Raw genomic sequence first — 19,254 nt, forward strand, 5'->3', positions numbered from 1 at the left:
GAGCATAAGCTCCCACGACCGCCGCACGTACCTGCTATCCGGACACCCCTTCGGCGGCCTGGACGATGACGGCGGCGACCGCGGCCGGCTGCGAAACGTAGACCGAGTGGCTGCCGGCGACCTCGGTGACGGTCGACCCGGCACGCTCGGACATCGCCCGCTGCGCCGGCGGCGGGATCATCCGGTCGTCGGTCGCGACCAGGTACCACGACGGCTTCACCCGCCACGCCGGCTCCGACACCGTTCCGCCGAGTGCGTCGACTCCCCATGGGGTCTGGGAATCGGCCATGAACGCCGCCTGCTGCGGCGGCAGGTCACCCGCGAACGACGCCGCGAACTGCTCCCGATCGAGGAACAGGAACCCGTTCTTCGGCGGCAGGATCGGCGGAACCGGCGCACCCGGTGGCGGGTCGGCGATCAGCGTGTTGACCGACTCACCCTTGTCCGGCGCGAACGCCGCGATGTAGACGACCGCCGCGACATTCGGGTGGTTGCCGGCTTCGGTCACCACCACTCCGCCGTACGAGTGCCCGACCAGGATCGCCGGTTCCTCCAGCTCGTCGAGCACCGCCTCGGTCGCGGCCACGTCACCGGCCAGTGAGATGGTCGGATTCTGTACGACGGCCACCCGGTAACCGTCCTGGGTCAGCTGGTCGTACACCCCCTGCCACCCCGACCCGTCCACAAAACCACCGTGCACCAGCACGACATTCTTAACCCCTGCAGTCATCCTGCACCTCCTCCACCCGCACCCGCGGGCCTCGTTCCGCTATCCCCCCGAACGTAGGCCGCGCCGCCCCCACCCGGCTTGCGTCAGATGACGTATCTCCCACGGGCTCCCCGTCCGGATGACAACGCAGACTCCCAGAGAACACACTCGTCGACTGCCGGCGTCGGGCGCGAAGCCGATGAAACTCCCCGAATCCACTGCTGGTGAGTTCCGAGTCCAAGACCCCGACGGTCACGTCCTGAGGTTCTTCCCCTCCTCCAGACCGACGCAGTCACGACCTACCCACGCAACGAACTCGATGCAACCGGCGAACCCCGGCGACCCGAGTCGGCTACGGCTTCGGCCGCCCAGAACCGCTCGACGATCCCGACGGTCTGCTGCTGCAAACTCGACCTCGAACGACCGCCAGCCCCGCAGCGAGGTCCGCGACCAGGTCGCCGCCCGTCCGCGACCACCCGTCGGCGATCCGAACACGCGGAACGCCTACAGAATTCGGCGACCGCCGAACTCCTCGCCCTGCTCGCCTACGCTGCGCCTGCACGCGATCGGAGGTTGATGGCAAGGCCGTCTCGGCGGGTGCCGCGATCAGCCTGGCTTGACCGCCAGCGTCGCAAAATAGTGCGACATGTATTGGGCGGATGCATTGGAATGGTGCGGTGCTTCCGCGAAGCCGGTGAGGACGAACCCCGCGGCGAGTTGCCCGCCGATCTGGTCGGTGAGGGTGTGACTGTATTCGAGGGGGGAATCCGCGCCGAACTTGGTTGCGCGTTCCTCGGCGGAGTACTGCGTGACATCGCTGTAGGGCAGCTTGTGCACGACGACCAGCTCGCCGCGCTCGTCGAGGGCCTCGTGGTCGAACAGGTACACATCAGGGTTGAGGAAGCCCACGAGCAGAGTTCCGCCGGGTCGCAGTACGCGGAAGCACTCACGCCATACCGGTGCCAAGTCGGGTGCGAACAAGTTCGAGACCGGGTTGAACACAACGTCGAATGCGGCGTCGTCGAAGGCGCTGAGGTCGCGCATGTCACCCAGGACGGTGCGAAGCTCGAGTCCGTCGCGCGCCGCCACCATCTGGTCCTGGCCGAGCTGGCCGGGCGAGTTGTCGAACACGGTGACCCGCGCCCCTGCGGCGGCGAGGATCGGACCCTGCTGGCCACCCCCGGAGGCCAGGCACAACACGTCCTTGCCGGTCAGGTCCGTCGGCAGCCAGGAGCGGTCGACAGGCTCACGCCCGATGAGAACGATCGACCAGTCGCCCCTGCGGGCGGCCTCGACCTCCTCAGCACTCACCGGCCTCGACCACTCATTACCCACCTGAACCAACTTGTCCCAGGCTGCCCGATTATGGGCACCGGGGTCGACGTCAACGTCCTGCACGTTCAACTCCCTACTCCAGCCAAGCGGACACCAGCGGTACTGACAGCTCGGTGCCGCCAGCCAACACGATCACAGCTCCGGGCTCAAGGAAATTGGCGTCGACGTGCCCACGGGCTCGCCGGGTGGTCCCGCAGCGGGTGCTGCGCTGCGCCGTAAACGGTCGTTTAGGAACACTCGGGCTGCAGGCCGCACACGGATGACCAGCGAGTCGCTGCTTGTCGTACCAGAGCGCGGGGCACCGGACGAGAGTGATTCCGCCAGCCCGTCGCTGACGGCGTTTGAGGCGCGTGGCAGGCTGGCCATCATGTGTGGTCGATACGCGTCGGTGGCCGGTTGTGCCGCTCTGCTCGACGCCGGCGAGGACGCTGACACGGTGCGGCAACTGCGGGCGAGGGGAGAGATCAGATGCCGAGGATGAGTACGTCGACTGCTTTCGGGGTCGACATCGGCGGCAGCGGGATCAAGGGCGCCATCGTCGACGTGGAGAAGGGCGACCTGGCTACGGAGCGGGTGAAGTACCTGACGCCCAGCCCTTCCACCCCAGAGGCCGTCGCCGCGGTCGTCGGCCGGCTGGTCAAGGAGGCCGGGTGGACCGGTGACATAGGTGTGACGTTCCCGGCCGTCATCAAGAACGGGGTGGCGAGGAGCGCCGCGAACGTCGACAAGAGCTGGATCGGGACCGATGTCGACAGGGTCCTCACCGACATCACCCACTGCGACGTGACGGTGCTCAACGATGCCGACGCGGCCGGTATCGCCGAGGCCCGATTCGGCGCGGCCAAAGGCGTCGACGGCGTGGTCATCCTGCTCACCTTCGGCACCGGCATCGGCAGTGCGCTGCTGCTCGATGGCCAGCTTGTGCCCAACACCGAGCTCGGTCACCTTGAGCTGGACGGGTACGACGCGGAGACGAAGGCATCCTCGGCGGCGAAGGACAACGAGGGCCTGTCGTACAAGCAGTGGGCCAAGCGGGTGCAGCGGTACCTTCGGCACGTGGAGAACCTGTTCACCCCCGACCTGTTCGTGGTCGGCGGCGGGGTCAGCAAGCACGCCGACAAGTGGGTGCCGCTGCTCGAGATCTCCACCCCGATAAAGCCGGCTCAGCTCCTCAACAACGCCGGCATCGTCGGCGCGGCGATGGCCGCGCACGAAAAGTTCACCCAGTAGGACGACTACAACCCGGCGGCGGTACGGCGCGCGGCCCGCCCGCCGTACCGTTAGCGCCCGAGGCCCGCCGATTGCTCGGCAGGGCGGGATCACGCGACGGCTCGAAGTCGATCCCCAACCTGGACAGCTGTCTCGACGACCCGGTCCACACGGTGCAGCTGACCGGCACCATCCACGTCGCGGGCATGACGGCGCAACCGGCACCGGTCGAGGGTGCGACGTTGCACCTGCCGGCCATCGTCGCCGGTGGACCAGAGGCGACGATGGACTACCTGGTCCTGGCTGCTGCAGGGTTCGAAGTACCTCAAACGCGCCTGAGGCAACGATCCTGGCGAGCGACCACCGTCCTGCACGTCGCGACCACCGCCAGGGTGTTGACATTGTCTGCCTCTGTCGTTGCGACGGTGGCTGGTGCAGGAGCCTTGTCTCAGCTGGTCAGTCCGGTGGTCAGTGGTGTCGTCGCGTTGGCGTCTGCCGTGCTGGGGACGGTTGCGACGTTCTTTTCTACGGATCCTGTCAAGCTCGAGCAGCTCGAGAGGATGGCGTCGGCATACGGTCTGCTCGTCACCGATATGCATCAGTGGGCTCGGGTGGACGCGCTGGATCCTCATCAACGGATCCTGGCGGTGGAGATGTTGAGGGACTTCAGCCTGCGTCAAGCCGACATCGAGGCCGGTCTCCCGCTTCGACGGGTCAGCGGGTTCGGCAGTCCCGGAACCTACGGAGAGGACCTGACCTGGGTCGTCGAGGGACTGCCCGAGGGCACTCAACCTCGACCGGCCTGAGGTGGTTTGCCCCGCTGATCATTGTCGCGAAGCGACCTCGAAGCGATGCTCGATGGCCTTGGAGACATGGCACGAACCCTCCACAGCCGCCCGACCCGAGGTACTCGCTGAGATGTACGTCCCGCTTCGACTGTCGATGACGTATCGCCACACCGAGCGGAGTGTCGATGTGGAGGTCGACCCATCGGCCGACCTTTGGCTGAGTTGTGTGTCCGGGGCCGGACACGCACCTCGACCACACGCCTTGCATTAAGTGCCTGAACGCTGACTCGATGTGGTAGTCACACACTGGGGCCGGGCAGCCAGTGTTCCTTCTGATCCTCGGAGCCGCACAGGTGGATCGATCCAATCAAGAGCCCGCTGTGTACGCCGAAGAACGTGGCGATCGACGGGTCGGCGGTACTGAGTTCCATCGCGATCAGGCCGTCGAGCAGGAAGCTTCGGTCCTGGCAGCCGTAGCCGGTGTACGGCGTACCGACGATCCCCAGGTCGCGAATCGCCGGGATGAGCTCGAACGGGAACGCGGCGCGAGTCCAGTAGTCGTTGATGATCGGCGTCACCTGTTTGTCGCCGAACTCGCGGACGGCGTGCAGCAGTTCGCGGTCGCGGTGGTGGAGCAGGAGTTCGAGGCCGTAGAAGTCGATCGGGTCGGTGGTCATGATTCCTCCTCGGACAGGAAGCGGGATGACGGGGACGAGGGTGTGCGCCTCGGTGATCAGCTCGACGTGCCCGCCGGGGTAGATGTGGAGTTCGGCCTTCGGGATGAACCGGGCGAGGATCCGGCCGTTAGCGCGGACTCCGGCAGTCCGCGTTGTCAGGTCGAGCTGCGAGCGAATCAGACCTCGCACCTCCGTCATGCTTCATGATCTGTGTGGCCGGTAACCGGGCTCCGGACCTTGCCGTGGTGGAAGTAACGAACCAACCGGAACGGGCGAACGACAAGTATCTCCTCAGCACTCCCAACCATCTGAACATGTAGAGGCACTCTGAGATGTCATCAGTTGGTAAGGAAGAGCGTCATGAATCGACAACAACAAGCGCGTGAACCGCTAAGCAACCAGCCAGCAGGCGCTGGCATGCCGGGAAGCCCCGGCGAGCGGCCGGCGTCGGATGACCGCCGCGTTCGCACACTGGTGACTGTGATTGTCGCCGCCGCCACAATCGTGCCGCTCTACGCAATTCTTGTCGCTGTGGTAGTGAGATCCGGCCTGTTCGAATTCAATGGATCGAGGCTCACCGACGTCCAATTCAAAGGATTGTGGGCCTTTGTCGGAGTGACTGTGACGGCGAGCGCGGTGACGCTTGGTGCATGGTTCGCCAAATTGCACAATGATCGGACTCTGGCATCGACGAAGGATGCTGATATCCGACGAGATAACTTGACCCGAGAGTCACTTGAACGCCAGAAGTTGGATACGGCTGTGGCGTGCCTGGGTCTCATCTCGAAAGACGGGATTTATGCGTCCAATGCCAGTATCGCTGGCGGGCTCGCGACGCTGGTGCAGCTTGGTCACCCGATCATCGCCACTAGGGCGCTGATATCGGCGCTCAGTGACAGCAAGGTCGACATGAATACCGCGACCTGGGTGATCGGCAAGGTCCTTACGACGGAGTACACGGCTGGGACTGATGACGACTTGGCGGCCGCCAAGGAGGAGGCCGCGCTACTCTTGTACAGCTGTGTGCAGAACTTGGCGTCGGAGAAGGTCGCGGGTGAGTTTTGCTGGCCAGACGCGGTGATGGCTCAGTGGCCGAAGAACTTGTCGCGAAATGCGTCCCTCAACCTGGTGCACAGTCTTGTCGAGCTCTTGTTGTCGCGCAGTAAGAAGTGGTGGACAGATGGAGGCTTCACGTACACGTGGGTGGTCTACACGCTCGATGAGGCGGTGACGCACGATGAAAATCCCGAACCTCGTAAGCTCGCAGCCGATGTTGGCTTGCTCTTGCTGGACCTCATGCCGGACGGATGTCGGGTCTCCGGAATTCGCGACTCGCGACCGAAATCTGACGTGCGCGCGCGAATGGTTCGAATTGGTGGCCAAGCCGAAAACCTCACCACCACGATCGGCGACAAGCTCAAGTTGTGGGCAAGAGACGAACTGCCAGGCAGCGGAGTTGTCATGGGGCCAGGTATTCCAGTCGCGAATGCGCCGTCGGGCGAAATTGACCCGCAGCAGCCATCGAGCCTCAACTGACCTCGATCGCTGGCCTCTCCACAGAAAACCAGTGTTTCGGGAGTCGTGGAACTGTTGTCCGGCTGACGGCGGTCTGGGAGCGTGCGGTGGTGGTCGACGAGGAGGCGCCGGATGAGCTTCTCAACGACCTGCTGCACCACGAGGCCGCGGCCGGGGCAGGAGAGTACGACAGCTACGACCGGTGGTCGGCGTCTCTGACACCAGGTGGGTTTGGACGACGAGCTCGATCTGACCGTGGTCGCCGAAGCGTCCGACGGCAAGGCAGCCATCGCTCGTCGCGGCCTGGCTCGCCGGTATCATCGTCAACTTGCTGACCGTCCAAGGCTTCTACGATGTCGCACTCCGCGACTTCGGCCTGCTGGTCGCCGCCCTCGCATTGCCGACTCGCGACGAAGTACTCCCGAGCGCCGCGCGGCTCGTGATCGTCAGGCCAGCGAGAGGATGACGCCTAGTGTCGTGAGTGCGCGACCTTGGCTGTTTCGTGGGCAACGTAGTAGATGTGAACGGTCGATCGTGGCCGGGGTCTCGCCGGCGAGGATTCGGTCCGAGCGGCGGTTGATCTTCGGCCGGATGGCGATGAGTTGCCCGGCGAGAACGCTGGCGCGAGGCGAACGCCGGCGGCTTGCGCGGGCTGCTCCCGCACTTCGTGGGCGCGACAGCCGAAGGAGGACGCTGATGAGCGGCTCTGGAACAGAAGATGATCCCTGGGTTCTCAAGACGCCACCTGTACGTCGGAGTACAGCATGTACCGCGACACAGCCGACCCGGCCGAGATCGTGTGTCAAGTCGGCTCGACGAAGCTGCGATACCTGGCCCGCTGCCTCGACGACGTGCCCACCATGCTGAAGGCCCACGGGGACTGGATGGAGTTGGGCAGTGCGGACGAGGGCAAAGCCGCGAAGGATGGCACGCTCGAGGCGTGGGCCCGCGCGGCAGACAACCCGGTCGGCGGCTGGTACGGCCTCCGGAAGGGTTACCGCGGCCGCTTCGCCATGTGTGTTCCCCCGCTCCTCGAACACCTCGGCCTGGTCGAACTCGAACACAACCCCGCAACAACCGCGTCCGCGTCCCGTGGCAAGCTGGCGACGGCACCGAGTGGCCGAGGCTGCCGGCAACTACTGGGTATCGCAGGCATCGGCGACCACGCCGACACACTTGTTCTGCTCGGAGTTCGAGGGCGGCTCTGTGGAGCGAACTCGAGTCCCGTTGGCCCGCATCACTTGATGGCCAGGGCGTTGGGTGGGGAGCCTACGCCGCCGAGGAGGTTGAGGGGTTTGGCGGTGAGGAGGAATTCGTAGGTGCCGTCGGTGGCGCAGTCTTCGGCCAGGTCGTGGAGTTGCCAGAGTTCGCCGAGGTGGATGCCGAGGAGGGCGATGAGGTCGGGGTGCATCATTCGGCCGACGTTGCCGTGGAAGGGGGAGTCGGGGTCGCTCGGCATCACTTCGACTGCGACGGTGTCGGTCGCCACCATCGAGAAGTGGTGGTCCCAGATCCAGGCGAGTGTCTCGGAGGACTGTCGCAAGCCGCAGAACTGGCGGCTGGTCGAAAGAGCGGATTTCTCCTCGGTGGTCAGCTCTTCGATCGCGTGCCAGGCCCAGCCGGTGTGGATCAGGAGGATGTCGCCGGGCTGCAGTTCGACGTTCTGCGCGGCCGCGACGTCGTCGAGAGTCTTTGTGTCGATGGCTTCGGCGCTGCGCAGATCGAGTGGCCGGCCGATGGCGGTGAGGTGGCGTGCGACGTCCAGGAGGACGCCCCGACCGACGATTCCCTTCGCGGCGGCGTGCTGGATGCCGAGTGCCGGTGAGCTCACTGCGACCGCGTCGTCGTTCACGCCTCCGTAGAACCCGTGGACGGGGTGTCGATGGTGCCGGAGGCCGTCGATCTGGGAGCTGACCTGGAGGTAGTACTCGTCGAGCCGGTCGTCGCGGACGCAGCCGTCGTGGCGGGAGAACATCGTGTGCTTCGCCGATTGCCTGTTTGGGGAGACCGACGGTGTGAAGGCGTTGACCTCGTAGTCCAGGTTGAAGACCTTTCCGCGCCGGACCAGTCCAGCGGCGGCGCGGGCCTGCTCCTGCCCGAGGAGGTTCAACGTGCCCAGGTGATCGTCAGGGCCGAATACGCCCCACGATGAGCCCGGCGGCTGCCCGTCGCGGCGCTCGAGCAGTTCGGCGTACGTCGGAAGCGACGCGGCGTCCGCGGTGGACGCGCTCTCGCCGGAAGTCAGCATCCGTGCTCCGCCTCGACTCGGTCGATCCAGTACAACTGAGACAGCAGCGTCACGTTCTGCGCCGGCACGTCGAGCAGCACGACGCTCTGCAGGTCACCGCGGCTGCCGCCGTACCGCCCGTACCGCTGAAGGTCTTCGAGTTGTGTGGGGCCCGGTACGTAGGACAGCTTCACGACGACATTCTGCGGACTTGGGGTGCCGGCCAGGCAGTCGGCGAGCTTGTCGTCCGCCGTCGCGCGTCCGTAGAGGTACGGACCTCCGTACAGCAGGGCCAGAAGCAGGATCCCGAAGGCGATGCGGGCCAGCGCCATTCGCTTGGTCATCGACCGCCCCTTCCACTCGCGTCGGTGATGGTTCCCCATTTGACGACGGTGTGCTTGGCGATCTGGGACACCGTCACGCGTTCGAGGAACACCCCCAGTACGGCGACCGTGATGCAGCCGGCGAGGATCTGGTCCGACCGCTGGTTGAGGGCGGCCCGGTTGATCCACTGGCCCAATCCTTGAGGGGCGCCGAGGAGTTCGGCGGCGATCAGTGCGCGCCAGGCGAAGCTCAGCCCGACACGGACGCCGGTCAGAATGTCCGGCAGGGCGCCGGGGAGGACGACCGTGCGCAGGACCTCCCACCATCCGCCGCCCATGGTCCGAACGGACTGGGCCAGCGACGGTTGCACTCTGGAGACACCGAGCGCGGCATTGGCGAAGACCACGAAGAACACGCCGTTCCAAATGACGAAGGTGGACATCGCCAGGCCGGTTCCGAACCAGGCCAAGGCCAGTGGGATCCAGGCGATTCCGGCGATTCCGGACATTGCGTTGACGAGGGGTTCGAGGGATACCCGCACGGCGCCGCTCAGCCCGGCCAGGACGCCGAGGACGATGCCGGTCGCGATGCCCGCGCCACCGCCGAGCAGCAAGCGGGTCGCACTGATGAGGATGTCGGAGAAGAGGCCGCCACCAGCGGCCGCTTCCCACCACGCGCTGGTCACCGCTGTGGGGGTGGGCAACGTGAAGGCCGGCACTCCCAGGATCGTGGTGGCGAGGATCCACAGGCCCAGCATGATGAGCAGGGACACAGCGGTCTGCGCCCACGGCGACCGCCGGACGGCCGCTGACACGTTCACAAGAGTCGTACTCATGGTTGGCATACCCCCTACAGAGATGACCATCGGCCGGCGACGACTCGTTCCCAGGGGAAGAGGAACAGCCGGTCGATGACCAGGAAGAGGATGCTGATGACGATCATCACGGCGATGATCTCGTCGATCTGGTTCGTCGAGCGCGCGCGGGAGAGCATCTCGCCGAGGCCACCGCTGCCGATGATGAGTTCGCCGGCCACGACCGACCGCCATCCGTAGCTGAACGCCAGCCGGATGCCCACGACGATTCCCGGTGTCGCTCCCGGCAGGTAAACGGCACGGATCGTGTGCAGGGTGCCGGCTCCCAGCGGCTTGAGACCGTTGACGTACACCTGCGGGATCTTCTGTACGCCGGTCATGGCGGAGAACAGCAGCGGGATCGCCGCGGTGTAGACGAGGGTCGCGTACACGGCCCTGTCGGTGAAGCCGAACCACACGATGAACAGCGGGATCAGCGCGATGGCGGGGACATTGCTGATGAACCGGACCATCGGCTGGATCAACCCGGCGGCCGTGCTGTTCAGGGCCAGCAGGACGGCCAGCGGCAACACCACCGCGATCGTGATGCCGGTGCCGATGAGCAGGGTCGTGAAGCTGCCTTGGGCCGCGGCGGGAAGGATGCCGCGCTCGATGAGTTCGGCGGCGGCCCCGCCGACTCGGGCTGGACCGGGCAGGATGGTGTCGTCGTCGAACCTGGCCGCGGCCAGTTGCCACAACGGGAGCAGGACGGCGAACGGGACGGCCTGCAGGAGCCAGATGCGCGGGCGGCCCGACAAGCGGAATCGCCGCAGCGGAGCCAGTTGATCGCCGCCTCGCGTGTCCAGATGTGCGGTGGTCACCGTCATCGCCCGGCCCGCTTCCCGGCCTCGGGCGGAGCGGCCCGGCCGCGCACCAGTTCGAAGACGTGGGAGACGATCTCCTGCAGCCGGGTGTCGGTGGCCATGGCCTCCCAGGTCCGCTGACCGGGCGGGTGGTTCACCGGGACGATCTCCAGCACGCGACCGGGCCGCGCGGTCATGGCGACGACGTAGTCGCCGAGGAAGACGGCCTCGTCCACGCTGTGCGTGATGAAGACGACGGTGCGCTGCGTCGTCTTGGCGAGCCTGATCAGCTCTTCCTGGAGGGTCAGGCGGGTGATCGCGTCGACGGCAGCGAACGGTTCGTCCATCAGGATCACTGGTGGTTCAGGTGCCCAGGTCCGGGCGACCGCCACCCGCTGCCGCATACCCCCGGACAGCTCGCGCGGGTACTTGCTCTCGAAGCCTTCCAGCCCGATCAGCTTGACCAGTTCGGCGACTCGCCGGTTGCGTTCGGCCTTGGGGACGCCGGCGATCTGGAGTCCGTGGGCGATGTTGTCGGTCACGGTCCGCCAGGGGAGTACGGCGAGTTCCTGGAACACCATGCCCCGTTCGCGCGACGGACCTTCGATCGGCTTCCCGTCGTAGAGCACCTGGCCGCGGGTCGGCTTGATGAGTCCCGCGAACATGCTTGCCAAGGTGGACTTCCCGCACCCGCTCGGGCCGACGATCGTCACGAAGTCGCCTTCGCGAATGGTCAGGTTGACGTCGTCCAGCGCGGTGACCTTCGACCCGCGTACTTCGTACTCGTGGCTCAGACCGATCGCCTCGAGGAGCGGTTTCCGCGTCGAACTGGGTGCCTGAGTTGCCGGTTCCATGAGTGGCTGTCCGGTCATCGCCGTACCCCTGTTCATTTGCACTCGGACACGGTGGTCGGCAGCGGCGCCAAGCCTTCGGCCAGACTCGCGTCGTCCGCGAGCAGTCCGTTGATGAAGTCGGTGGCGACGACCTTGTCGTACGGCAGCGGCTTGGCAAGTTTCATGCTGTGGTCCGCGATCAGCTTCGCCTGTTCGGTCATCACGGCCTTCTCAGTGCAGGGCGAGATGCGCGGGTCGAACTCGGAGCTCATCTGCTTGAGTCCCGCGGCGACGTCCTCGACGTTGGCTCCGGAGATGTAGCGCTGGGCGATCGCCGCCGCCTCCTCGGGGTGTTCCCTGGTGAACTTGACGCCTTCCCAGGCTCCGAGGACGTACTGCTTCACGACATCCGGATGCTCGGCCAGGTACTTGTCGGTGACCATGACGCCGACGACGCTCGAGCCGTAGGGCCCGCCACGCTGCAGAACCACGGCCTTGTCGCCCATGGTGCGGATGATCTGGCTGACCGGCGGTTCCATCGGTACGACGACGTCGACGTTGCCCTGGGAGAGCGCCGTCGGCATGTCCGCGAGGCCGATGTTCACCGGCTTGATGTCCTTCATCGACATCCCGTGCGCCTCGAGGTAGGCGCGCAGGAAGTTCTCGTTCGTGTTGCCTTCGGTGATGGCGACGGACTTGCCGATCAGCGAGCGGGGGTCGCCGGCCCGGACGCCGGAGTCCTTCCCGGCGATGATCGCGACCCGCTCGGTGCCCGCGACCACCAGCGGGTTGTTGTGGTACGGCCCGACCATCACGAAGTTGTTCCCCGCGGCGCGTGACAGCGGGACACTCGAGGTCGCGTTCCCGGCGCCGATGTCGGCCGCGCCGGTGACCAGGGCGGTGGCGATCGCGGATCCGGTGTCGAGCACCTGGACGGACACGTCCAGTCCTCGCTTCCGCCAGTAGCCGTTCTCGGCGGCCACCATCATCGGCACGTTGTTCGAGGCACTCGCGAAGAGGCCTTTCACCTTCACCAGCTTGACGGCACTGCTTTGAGCCGTCGGGGCGACCGGCTGGCTGCAGGCGCCGGCTGCGACCGCGACCGTGACAACAGTGCCGGCAACCCACGCCCAGCGAGATCGGATCATCGTCGTCGTTCCTTCCAAGACCGATGGGGAAGAACTCCCCGACTCTTCCCCCAGGTGTCCCGATTGCCGGGACGCTGTCCCACAACGTATGGTTCGGGTCACACGGCTGTCAAGAGGTCGTTACGTGGCTGTCGAAGGGCCGACGAGAAAGCGGGAGAGGGAGCGATATGGCGCAGGCGCTGGTGCGTTTCATCAACAGCGGGCGACCGGAGATCGGGGTGCTCGAGCGAGGGCGTGTGCTGCCGACCGGGCTCGGCGACGAGGCCTGGGCCGAGTGCGTCGAACGGTGGGCTCGCGCAGGGTTGCCCACCCAGGGTCCTGCGATTCCGGCAGAAAGCTTGTCGCTGCTGCCTCCTGTCACAGGCGGCGCGCGAATCTTCTGCGTGGCGCAGAACTACCCGGCGCACGCGGCCGAGGCGGGCGGTGCGAGCCCGCCGCGGCCGGCGATCTTCCTGAAACCGCCGTCGGCATTCGTCGGTCACGCGTCGACGGTCGAGCTGCCGGCGGCTTCGAGCTTCTTCGACTACGAGGGCGAGCTCGCTGTCGTCGTGGGCAGGTCTGGCCGGTGCATCAAGCCGGAGGCCGCGGCTGCCCACATTGCCGGCTACACGATCGGCAATGACGGTTCCGCCCGCGACCTCCAGCCGTCCGTTCTGGCTGATCGGTTCCAGGTCGACTGGTTCGCTGCCAAGGCATTCGATCGTGGCTCCGCTTTGGGGCCAGGTGTGGTCCGGTGCTCGGATGTGCCGAACCCTGGCCGCCTGCGGATTCGCACCGTGCACAACGGCGACGTCGTCCAGGACGACCTCGCCTCGTCGATGCACCACCCGATCGAGGAGCTGATCGCCTTCGTCTCCGGCGTCGTGGGTCTGCTGCCCGGCGATGTCATCCTCACCGGCACGCCGGCGGGCGTCGGCAAGGCGCGCGGCGTGGCGCTGGTGGACGGTGACTCCGTGACCGTGGCCATCGACGGACTCGGTGAGCTCAGTACGGCGTACTCCGTGTCGACCGCTGTGCCACGAGTGACCGAACCGGCGCAGGGGGATTGACTGCCAACGATCATCGAGCTACTTTCATGGGACATCGTCCCACTGAGCGGGACATGTCGAGCAGAGAACAGAAGGAACCCATGGACAAGCTGATCATCACCGCCGCGTGTGACTCGCGGGTCTCGTATCCGGCGAACCACTATTGCCTGCCGTCGACCCGGGAGAACGCGGTCGCCATCGCCGACGAGTACGTGCGGTGTCTCGAGGCGGGAGCCTCGATCGCGCATCTTCACGGCATCAGGGCGCTCGAGGCGGAGATCCAGGAGGACGGGAAGAAGCTGAGCCGTCTCGACGTCGACGGGTGGGAGGAGATGACCGTGTCCATCCGCGACCGGGCGGACGGCATCATCCAGTACGGCATCGCCGGCGCCCGGCTCGAGGATCGCGTCCCGCTGATGATGCTTGGGCCCGACATGATGTCGGTGGCGTTCAACTCCCACGACGAGTACTTCCAGCCGGACCCGTCGTACCCGCCGAACGCCATCTACTCACTGCACCCGCTGGAGGAGTTGCGCGAGTACACGAAGGTGACCGCCGAGCACGGCGTGAAGATCGAGGTGGAGTCCTTTCACTCGGGGGCGCTCTGGAATCTTCGCCGCCTGCAGGACGAAGGGCTGCTGCCGGGCCCGGTGTGGACGACGCTCTTCATCGACTGGGACGGCGGGTCGTGGACGCCACCGCAGGAGCGAGCGCTGCAGTTCATGGTCGACTCCCTGCCGGCCGGAGTGAACTGGAATGTCAGTGTCATGAGCCCTGAGCGTCACTGGAACATCCTGGCCATGGCCATCGGCATGGGTGGGCACATCCGGGTGGGCTACGAGGACAACCCGTATCTGAGCCCGGGCGAGCTCGCCGACAGCAACGCGCGGCTGGTCGACAAGGCGGTCCAACTGGCCACGTTGCTCGGCCGGGAGATCGCCTCGCCCGACGAGGCGCGGGAGATCATCGGCCTGCACACCCGTGTGCCAGCATGAGCTGAGACCGTGATCACCGGTGCGCTGGTCGGCGGCAGCTACAGTGCGCGCTTTGGGGAGAGCACTCGAGGAGCAAGGACGGCCAATGACGACCGATCAGAACGGCGAGGAGAAGGGCGGCCAGTCCGTCCCCATCTCTCAGCGTGTCACCGACACCTTGTACGCACTGACGCAGAGCGCAGGTGTGCTCAGCGTCCGCACGATCGCCGAGGCGACCGGGAACAGTCGCAGCTCGACCCACCGGATCCTGCAAGCGCTTGCGGAGAGTCAGTACGCCGAGCAGCGCGAGGACGGCGGGTACACGGTCGGCCGGCGGCTCGTCGAGTTGGCGGCGCGGGTCTTCGGGGTCGTCCCGTCGCTCAAGATCGTGGACGACATCATGTCCGCGCTCGTCGACCAGGTCGGGGAGACCTGCTACCTGGCGACGTACAACGAAGGAGAGACCTTCGCGACCTTCGTCCACCGGGTCGAGAGCAACCACTCGGTCCGGCACGTGCAGGCCCTCGGCACCAGGCTGCCCCTGCACGCCGGCGCGGTCGGCAAGGCGATCCTCTCCGCGACCGACATCGCCCTCGACAGCCTCGAGCTGACCGAGTTCACTCCGCGGACGCCGACCACCGTCGCCGCTCTCAAGAAGGACGTCGAGTCGGCTCGGCAGCTCGGCTACGCGACGTCCTTCGAAGAGCGCGTCGTCGGTGTCGACGGCGTCGCCGCTCCGCTCATCTCCGGTGACACCGTCGTCGGCGGTCTCACTGTTGCCATACCCACCTCACGCGCTCCCGAGGGCGGTTTCGATGCCATCGGGGAGCTCGTGCGCGAACGAGCGCACGAGCTTTCGTCGGCCCTCACCGCAATGGGGGTCAAGCACATCTGAGCCGCGGGCGCGCGTGAATCGAGAAAGGTTTACGTGTGCCTTCGAATGCAGCACGCTCGATCGCAGCACGGTTGCGTGCGGCCGGGCTCCACGACGTACGGGACGACACGACCACGCGCGCCGCTTACTCGGCCGACGCCTCGTTGTACCGCGTTGTCCCCGAGGCCGTCGCGTTCCCCGCCTCGGCCGCCGAGGTCGCACTGGCGGTCGGTGCGGCGCGTGAGCTCGGGGTGCCGGTCACCGCCCGCGGTGCCGGCACCTCGGTGGCCGGCAACGCCATCGGGCCGGGCCTCGTCCTCGATCTCAGCCGCAATCTGCACGGCATTCTCGACGTCGACCCGGCCACCCGGCTCGCCCGAGTGCAGCCCGGGGTCGTGCTGGCCGACCTTCAGCGAGCGGCAAGGGTTCATGGCCTGCGGTTCGGTCCGGATCCCTCGACGCACAGCCGCTGCACGATCGGCGGGATGGTGGGGAACGACGCGTGCGGCTCCCGCGCGCTCGGCTACGGGCGGACCGCCGACAATGTGGAAGCACTGCGACTCGTCACCGGCACTGGTGACGAACTGTTCGCCAGTCGTGGCTTCGGCGGTCCCCGGACCGATGGCTTTGCGGCCGGTGTCGCCGACTTGCGGTCGGTCGTGGGGGACGGCCTCGCCTTCCTGCGCACCGAGTTCGGCCGATTCGGGCGGCAGGTCTCCGGGTACGCGCTGCACAACCTGCTACCCGAGAACGGGTTCGACCTCACCAGGGCGCTGGTCGGCTCGGAGGGCACGTTGGGCGTGCTCACCGAGGTGACCGTGCGTCTGGTGGCAGAGCCTGCCGAGCGTGTCCTGATAGTGCTCGGGTTCGACGACATCGTCAGCGCGGCGGAAGCCACGCCGATGGTGCTCGAGTACGGCCCGACTGCGTGCGAAGGACTCGACGCCCGGATCGTCGACGTGGTCCGGCGCCGGCGAGGTGCGGCCGCCGTACCGAACCTGCCGCGGGGTGCGGCCTGGCTCCTCGTGGAGCTTCCTGGCGAGTCTCGCTCGGAAGTGTTCGACCGTGCGCGCGAGCTGGCCGCGTCCGTCGATGCCCTCGAAGCCCGGGTGATCGGTGACATCGAGCAGAGCGCCGCGCTGTGGCGGATCAGGGAGGACGGCGCGGGGTTGGCCGGCCGGGCTCCTTCCGGTGCTCCCGCGTGGGCCGGTTGGGAGGACGCGGCCGTACCGCCGGTGGCTCTGGCCGCGTATCTCAAGGAGTTCGAGGAGCTTGTGCGCCGGAACGGATTGACCCATATGCCCTTCGGTCACTTCGGCGACGGCTGCGTGCACACCCGGCTGGACTTCGCACTCAGGGTTGATCACGGCGCGGACCGCATGCGTGCCTTCCTTGGCGAGGCGGCCGAGCTTGTCGTCCGGCACGGCGGTTCGCTGTCGGGCGAGCACGGCGACGGACGGGCGCGTAGTGAGCTGCTGCCGATCATGTACTCGCCAGAGGCGCTGCGGATCATGGCGGCGGTCAAGCATGTGTTCGATCCGGACGGCGTACTCAACCCTGGCGTTCTCGTCGAACCGGCGCCGCTAGTTGGCGCACTCAGGATGACATCGTCGCTCCCGCAGCTCCGCCAAGTCGGCTTCGCCTATGCCGAGGACGGAGGTGACTTCGGGGAGGCAGTGCACCGGTGTACCGGGGTCGGGAAATGCCGGGTGACGGCAAGCGCAGGCAGCACGGTGATGTGCCCCTCGTACGTCGCCACCCGCGAAGAGAAGGACTCGACCCGGGGCCGGGCGCGCGTCCTGCAGGAGATGGTGAACGGGCAGCTGATCGACGGATGGCGCAGTCCCGCGGTCCACGAAGCGCTGGATTTGTGCCTTTCCTGCAAGGGCTGTGCCACGGATTGTCCGACAGGCGTCGACATGGCGACCTGGAAGTCGGAGGTTCTGCACCAGACCTACCGGCGACGCTTTCGACCGCTCAGTCACTACTCGCTCGGTCGCCTGCCCCGATGGGCTCGGCTGGCCAGTCATGCGCCCGCGGTGGTCAATCGCCTCGGTCGGGTGCCTGGACTCCAGCGGCTGCTTCTCACGGTCGCGGGAATCGATCCGCATCGCAATGTGCCCAGCTTCCCGGCAGAGACGTTCCGCAGCTGGTACCACAACCGTGGTGCGAACGAGGGAGCGGCCGCAGACGTGTTCCTGTACGTCGACAGCTTCACCGACCTGTTCACGCCGGAGGTCGGCAAGGCGATGGTGACAGTTCTCGAGGCGGCCGGATACCGCGTCCGCCTCACTCCACGCGAGGTGTGCTGTGGGTTGACCTGGATCTCCACCGGACAACTCGACCAGGCAAAGCGGATCCTGGGTCGCACCATCGACTCGCTCAGCCGCACGACCGGCGAGCTGCCGATCGTCGGCATCGAACCCTCGTGCACCGCTGCGCTACGGCACGACGCGGTCCGTCTTGTGCCGGGTGATGTCACGCGTGAGGTGGCCGGCCGGATCGTCACGCTTGCCGAACTCCTGGCTGATCATCCGTCGTGGACACCGCCGGACATGTCGGACCTGCGAGTGGTGGCGCAGCCGCACTGCCATCACCACGCGGTGATGGGTTGGGACGCCGACGCCACCCTGCTCGCGCGGGCCGGCGCCGACGTCGATCGCGTGGGCGGGTGCTGTGGGCTGGCCGGCAACTTCGGCATGGAGCGAGGTCACTACGACGTCTCGGTAGCGGTCGCAGAGCAGCAACTTCTGCCGGCCATCGCGCGATCGGAGCAGGGGGACGTCGTACTTGCTGATGGGTTCTCGTGCCGCACTCAGGTGAACGACCTCGCGCACCGGTCCGCCCTGCATTTGGCGCAGCTCATCGCGCAGCGCCTCACTAGGACGGGATGACCCTCTCCGCCTGAAGGCGGCGCAGCCAGTACAAGACTGCGTCCTCGGTGTCCATGCAGCCTGGGAACCCTGCCAGACGTAGTTTGACCGGGCTCATGAGACGGTCGAACGGGCGCTCTTTGCCGAAGCCGAACGTCAGGTCTGCGGTCTGCCAGGAGGAACCGACCACGTCGTGCATGGTTCGCGGTTGCAGCCCATGCTTGGCCACGATGTCGTCCCAGACGCCGGCCTGCCGTGGCATCTCCTCGGCCAGGCGCATCGGGACGTGCTCGCCGGCGGGCATGTCGAAGTGGGCCGCGATCGAGGGCCACAGGTCGCGCCAGACGATGGCGTCGCCGTTCACCACGTTGAAGGTCTCGCCCGATGCGGCATCCGTGGTCGCGCAGAACTCCACGGCCTGGGCGATGAGGCGGCTGTCGCTGCACGCCGTGACGTAGATTCCGCCTCCAGGGAAGTCCAGGGGACGGCCCATTTCCCGCAGTACGGCGGCGTAGACGCCGATCGCCGAGATGATGTTCATCGGGCTCGACGTTGCGCGCCCCAGAATGAGCTGGGGGCGCAGGATGTTGAACGACCATCGCCCGGCGGCGGCCCGCTCGCGGAGCAGGTCCTCCTGCTGCCAGTAGAAGATGCGGTGCGGCAATCGGGGCCAGCGTTCCTTGGCCGGCACCGGCACTCGGCCGAGATGTGAGCCGTACGCCTTTCCACCCTGCAGGACGGTGACGTGCTCCAGGGCTCCGTTACGTTCAACGCCGTCGAGCACGTGGCGGAGCATGGCCAGGTTGGTCTGCTGCTGTTGATCGCTGCGCCAGCCTGCCTCCAGATCGTCCTCCTCCTGCAGAGCCGCGTACAGCACATGGGTGATCGGCGGGCCTTGGCGAAACGCCGCTGCGCAAGCGTTCTGGTCGGTCAGATCGACCTGTAGGTGCGGACCTGTCCAGCCCAGCGGAGGCCGTCGCGACAGCGTGACCACCTCCCAGCCAGGTCGCGCGGCGAAGTGCTCTGTCGCCGCTGCGCCGACCAGTCCGGTCGCGCCCACGACCAGGATCCGTCCCTGCATGTT

At 66.6% G+C, this 19,254-nt stretch carries 19 protein-coding genes; 9 read left to right on the plus strand and 10 right to left on the minus strand.

Going from position 1 to position 19,254, the window contains the following annotated elements; translation table 11 throughout:
* Positions 1-34: 34 nt before the first annotated feature.
* Both AB0H36_RS05970 and AB0H36_RS05975 read right to left on the minus strand, forming a co-directional pair.
* Positions 35-730 (minus strand): alpha/beta hydrolase, encoded by a 696-nt coding sequence (locus AB0H36_RS05970; protein ID WP_360517234.1) that lies wholly within the window; start codon positions 728-730, stop codon positions 35-37.
* Between the two features lie 585 nt (positions 731-1,315).
* Complete coding sequence (locus AB0H36_RS05975) at positions 1,316-2,107, minus strand: class I SAM-dependent methyltransferase (RefSeq protein WP_360517237.1); 792 nt, start codon at positions 2,105-2,107, stop codon at positions 1,316-1,318.
* A 414-nt stretch (positions 2,108-2,521) separates the two neighbouring features.
* On the opposite strand from AB0H36_RS05975, the gene ppgK reads away from it, so the two are divergent.
* The gene (ppgK, locus tag AB0H36_RS05980) at positions 2,522-3,274 is read left to right on the plus strand and encodes a polyphosphate--glucose phosphotransferase (protein WP_360517240.1); all 753 of its coding nucleotides are present in this window, start codon (positions 2,522-2,524) and stop codon (positions 3,272-3,274) included.
* Between the two features lie 221 nt (positions 3,275-3,495).
* Positions 3,496-4,059: a hypothetical protein gene (locus tag AB0H36_RS05985; RefSeq protein WP_360517243.1), complete on the plus strand. Its 564-nt coding sequence runs from the start codon at positions 3,496-3,498 to the stop codon at positions 4,057-4,059.
* Positions 4,060-4,340: 281 nt separating this feature from the next.
* On the opposite strand, the gene AB0H36_RS05990 is transcribed toward AB0H36_RS05985, so the two are convergent.
* Positions 4,341-4,916 (minus strand): acyl-CoA dehydrogenase family protein, encoded by a 576-nt coding sequence (locus AB0H36_RS05990; protein WP_360517246.1) that lies wholly within the window; start codon positions 4,914-4,916, stop codon positions 4,341-4,343.
* Between the two features lie 162 nt (positions 4,917-5,078).
* Here AB0H36_RS05990 and AB0H36_RS05995 point away from each other — a divergent pair, with 162 nt between their 5' ends.
* The 3 genes from AB0H36_RS05995 (at position 5,079) to AB0H36_RS06005 (ending at position 7,552) form a co-directional block, all read left to right on the plus strand.
* Complete coding sequence (locus AB0H36_RS05995) at positions 5,079-6,254, plus strand: hypothetical protein (protein WP_360517249.1); 1,176 nt, start codon at positions 5,079-5,081, stop codon at positions 6,252-6,254.
* A 307-nt stretch (positions 6,255-6,561) separates the two neighbouring features.
* Positions 6,562-6,699 (plus strand): hypothetical protein, encoded by a 138-nt coding sequence (locus tag AB0H36_RS06000; RefSeq protein ID WP_360517252.1) that lies wholly within the window; start codon positions 6,562-6,564, stop codon positions 6,697-6,699.
* A gap of 298 nt (positions 6,700-6,997) precedes the next feature.
* Positions 6,998-7,552 (plus strand): DUF6855 family protein, encoded by a 555-nt coding sequence (locus tag AB0H36_RS06005; protein WP_360517255.1) that lies wholly within the window; start codon positions 6,998-7,000, stop codon positions 7,550-7,552.
* On the opposite strand, the gene AB0H36_RS06010 is transcribed toward AB0H36_RS06005, so the two are convergent.
* Genes AB0H36_RS06010 through AB0H36_RS06035 form a run of 6 tightly spaced genes read right to left on the minus strand, consistent with a single transcriptional unit; the run spans position 7,471 to position 12,421 of the window.
* A complete protein-coding gene (locus AB0H36_RS06010; RefSeq protein WP_360517258.1) occupies positions 7,471-8,481 on the minus strand; it encodes a cyclase family protein in 1,011 nt (336 codons plus the stop codon). The two genes, AB0H36_RS06005 and AB0H36_RS06010, sit on opposite strands and share 82 nt — an antisense overlap.
* Positions 8,475-8,804 (minus strand): hypothetical protein, encoded by a 330-nt coding sequence (locus AB0H36_RS06015; protein ID WP_360517261.1) that lies wholly within the window; start codon positions 8,802-8,804, stop codon positions 8,475-8,477. The genes AB0H36_RS06010 and AB0H36_RS06015 overlap by 7 nt, the downstream gene beginning before the upstream one ends.
* Entirely contained in the window at positions 8,801-9,619 is an 819-nt protein-coding gene (locus tag AB0H36_RS06020; RefSeq protein ID WP_360517264.1) for an ABC transporter permease, read from the minus strand. Before AB0H36_RS06020 ends, AB0H36_RS06015 begins: the two co-directional genes overlap by 4 nt.
* Before the next feature lie 14 nt (positions 9,620-9,633).
* A complete protein-coding gene (locus AB0H36_RS06025) occupies positions 9,634-10,464 on the minus strand; it encodes an ABC transporter permease (protein ID WP_360517267.1) in 831 nt (276 codons plus the stop codon).
* Positions 10,461-11,330, minus strand: coding sequence for an ABC transporter ATP-binding protein (locus tag AB0H36_RS06030; RefSeq protein ID WP_360517576.1), 870 nt, complete (start codon positions 11,328-11,330; stop codon positions 10,461-10,463). Before AB0H36_RS06030 ends, AB0H36_RS06025 begins: the two co-directional genes overlap by 4 nt.
* The gene (locus tag AB0H36_RS06035; RefSeq protein ID WP_360517270.1) at positions 11,327-12,421 is read right to left on the minus strand and encodes an ABC transporter substrate-binding protein; all 1,095 of its coding nucleotides are present in this window, start codon (positions 12,419-12,421) and stop codon (positions 11,327-11,329) included. The genes AB0H36_RS06030 and AB0H36_RS06035 overlap by 4 nt, the downstream gene beginning before the upstream one ends.
* Positions 12,422-12,588: 167 nt before the next feature.
* On the opposite strand from AB0H36_RS06035, the gene AB0H36_RS06040 reads away from it, so the two are divergent.
* From AB0H36_RS06040 to AB0H36_RS06055, 4 genes are all read left to right on the plus strand, one after another.
* Positions 12,589-13,470 (plus strand): fumarylacetoacetate hydrolase family protein, encoded by an 882-nt coding sequence (locus AB0H36_RS06040; protein ID WP_360517273.1) that lies wholly within the window; start codon positions 12,589-12,591, stop codon positions 13,468-13,470.
* A gap of 80 nt (positions 13,471-13,550) precedes the next feature.
* A complete protein-coding gene (locus tag AB0H36_RS06045) occupies positions 13,551-14,444 on the plus strand; it encodes a 3-keto-5-aminohexanoate cleavage protein (protein ID WP_360517276.1) in 894 nt (297 codons plus the stop codon).
* A gap of 85 nt (positions 14,445-14,529) precedes the next feature.
* Positions 14,530-15,318, plus strand: a complete 789-nt coding sequence (locus AB0H36_RS06050; protein WP_360517279.1) for an IclR family transcriptional regulator — start codon at positions 14,530-14,532, stop codon at positions 15,316-15,318.
* A gap of 35 nt (positions 15,319-15,353) precedes the next feature.
* Entirely contained in the window at positions 15,354-18,191 is a 2,838-nt protein-coding gene (locus AB0H36_RS06055; RefSeq protein ID WP_360517282.1) for an FAD-linked oxidase C-terminal domain-containing protein, read from the plus strand.
* Here the strand turns inward: AB0H36_RS06055 and AB0H36_RS06060 are convergent.
* Positions 18,178-19,251, minus strand: coding sequence for an SDR family oxidoreductase (locus tag AB0H36_RS06060; protein ID WP_360517285.1), 1,074 nt, complete (start codon positions 19,249-19,251; stop codon positions 18,178-18,180). The genes AB0H36_RS06055 and AB0H36_RS06060 overlap by 14 nt on opposite strands.
* Positions 19,252-19,254: the final 3 nt, after the last annotated feature.

Source organism: Kribbella sp. NPDC050820 (assembly GCF_040653975.1).
In the GTDB taxonomy this organism is placed as follows: domain Bacteria; phylum Actinomycetota; class Actinomycetes; order Propionibacteriales; family Kribbellaceae; genus Kribbella.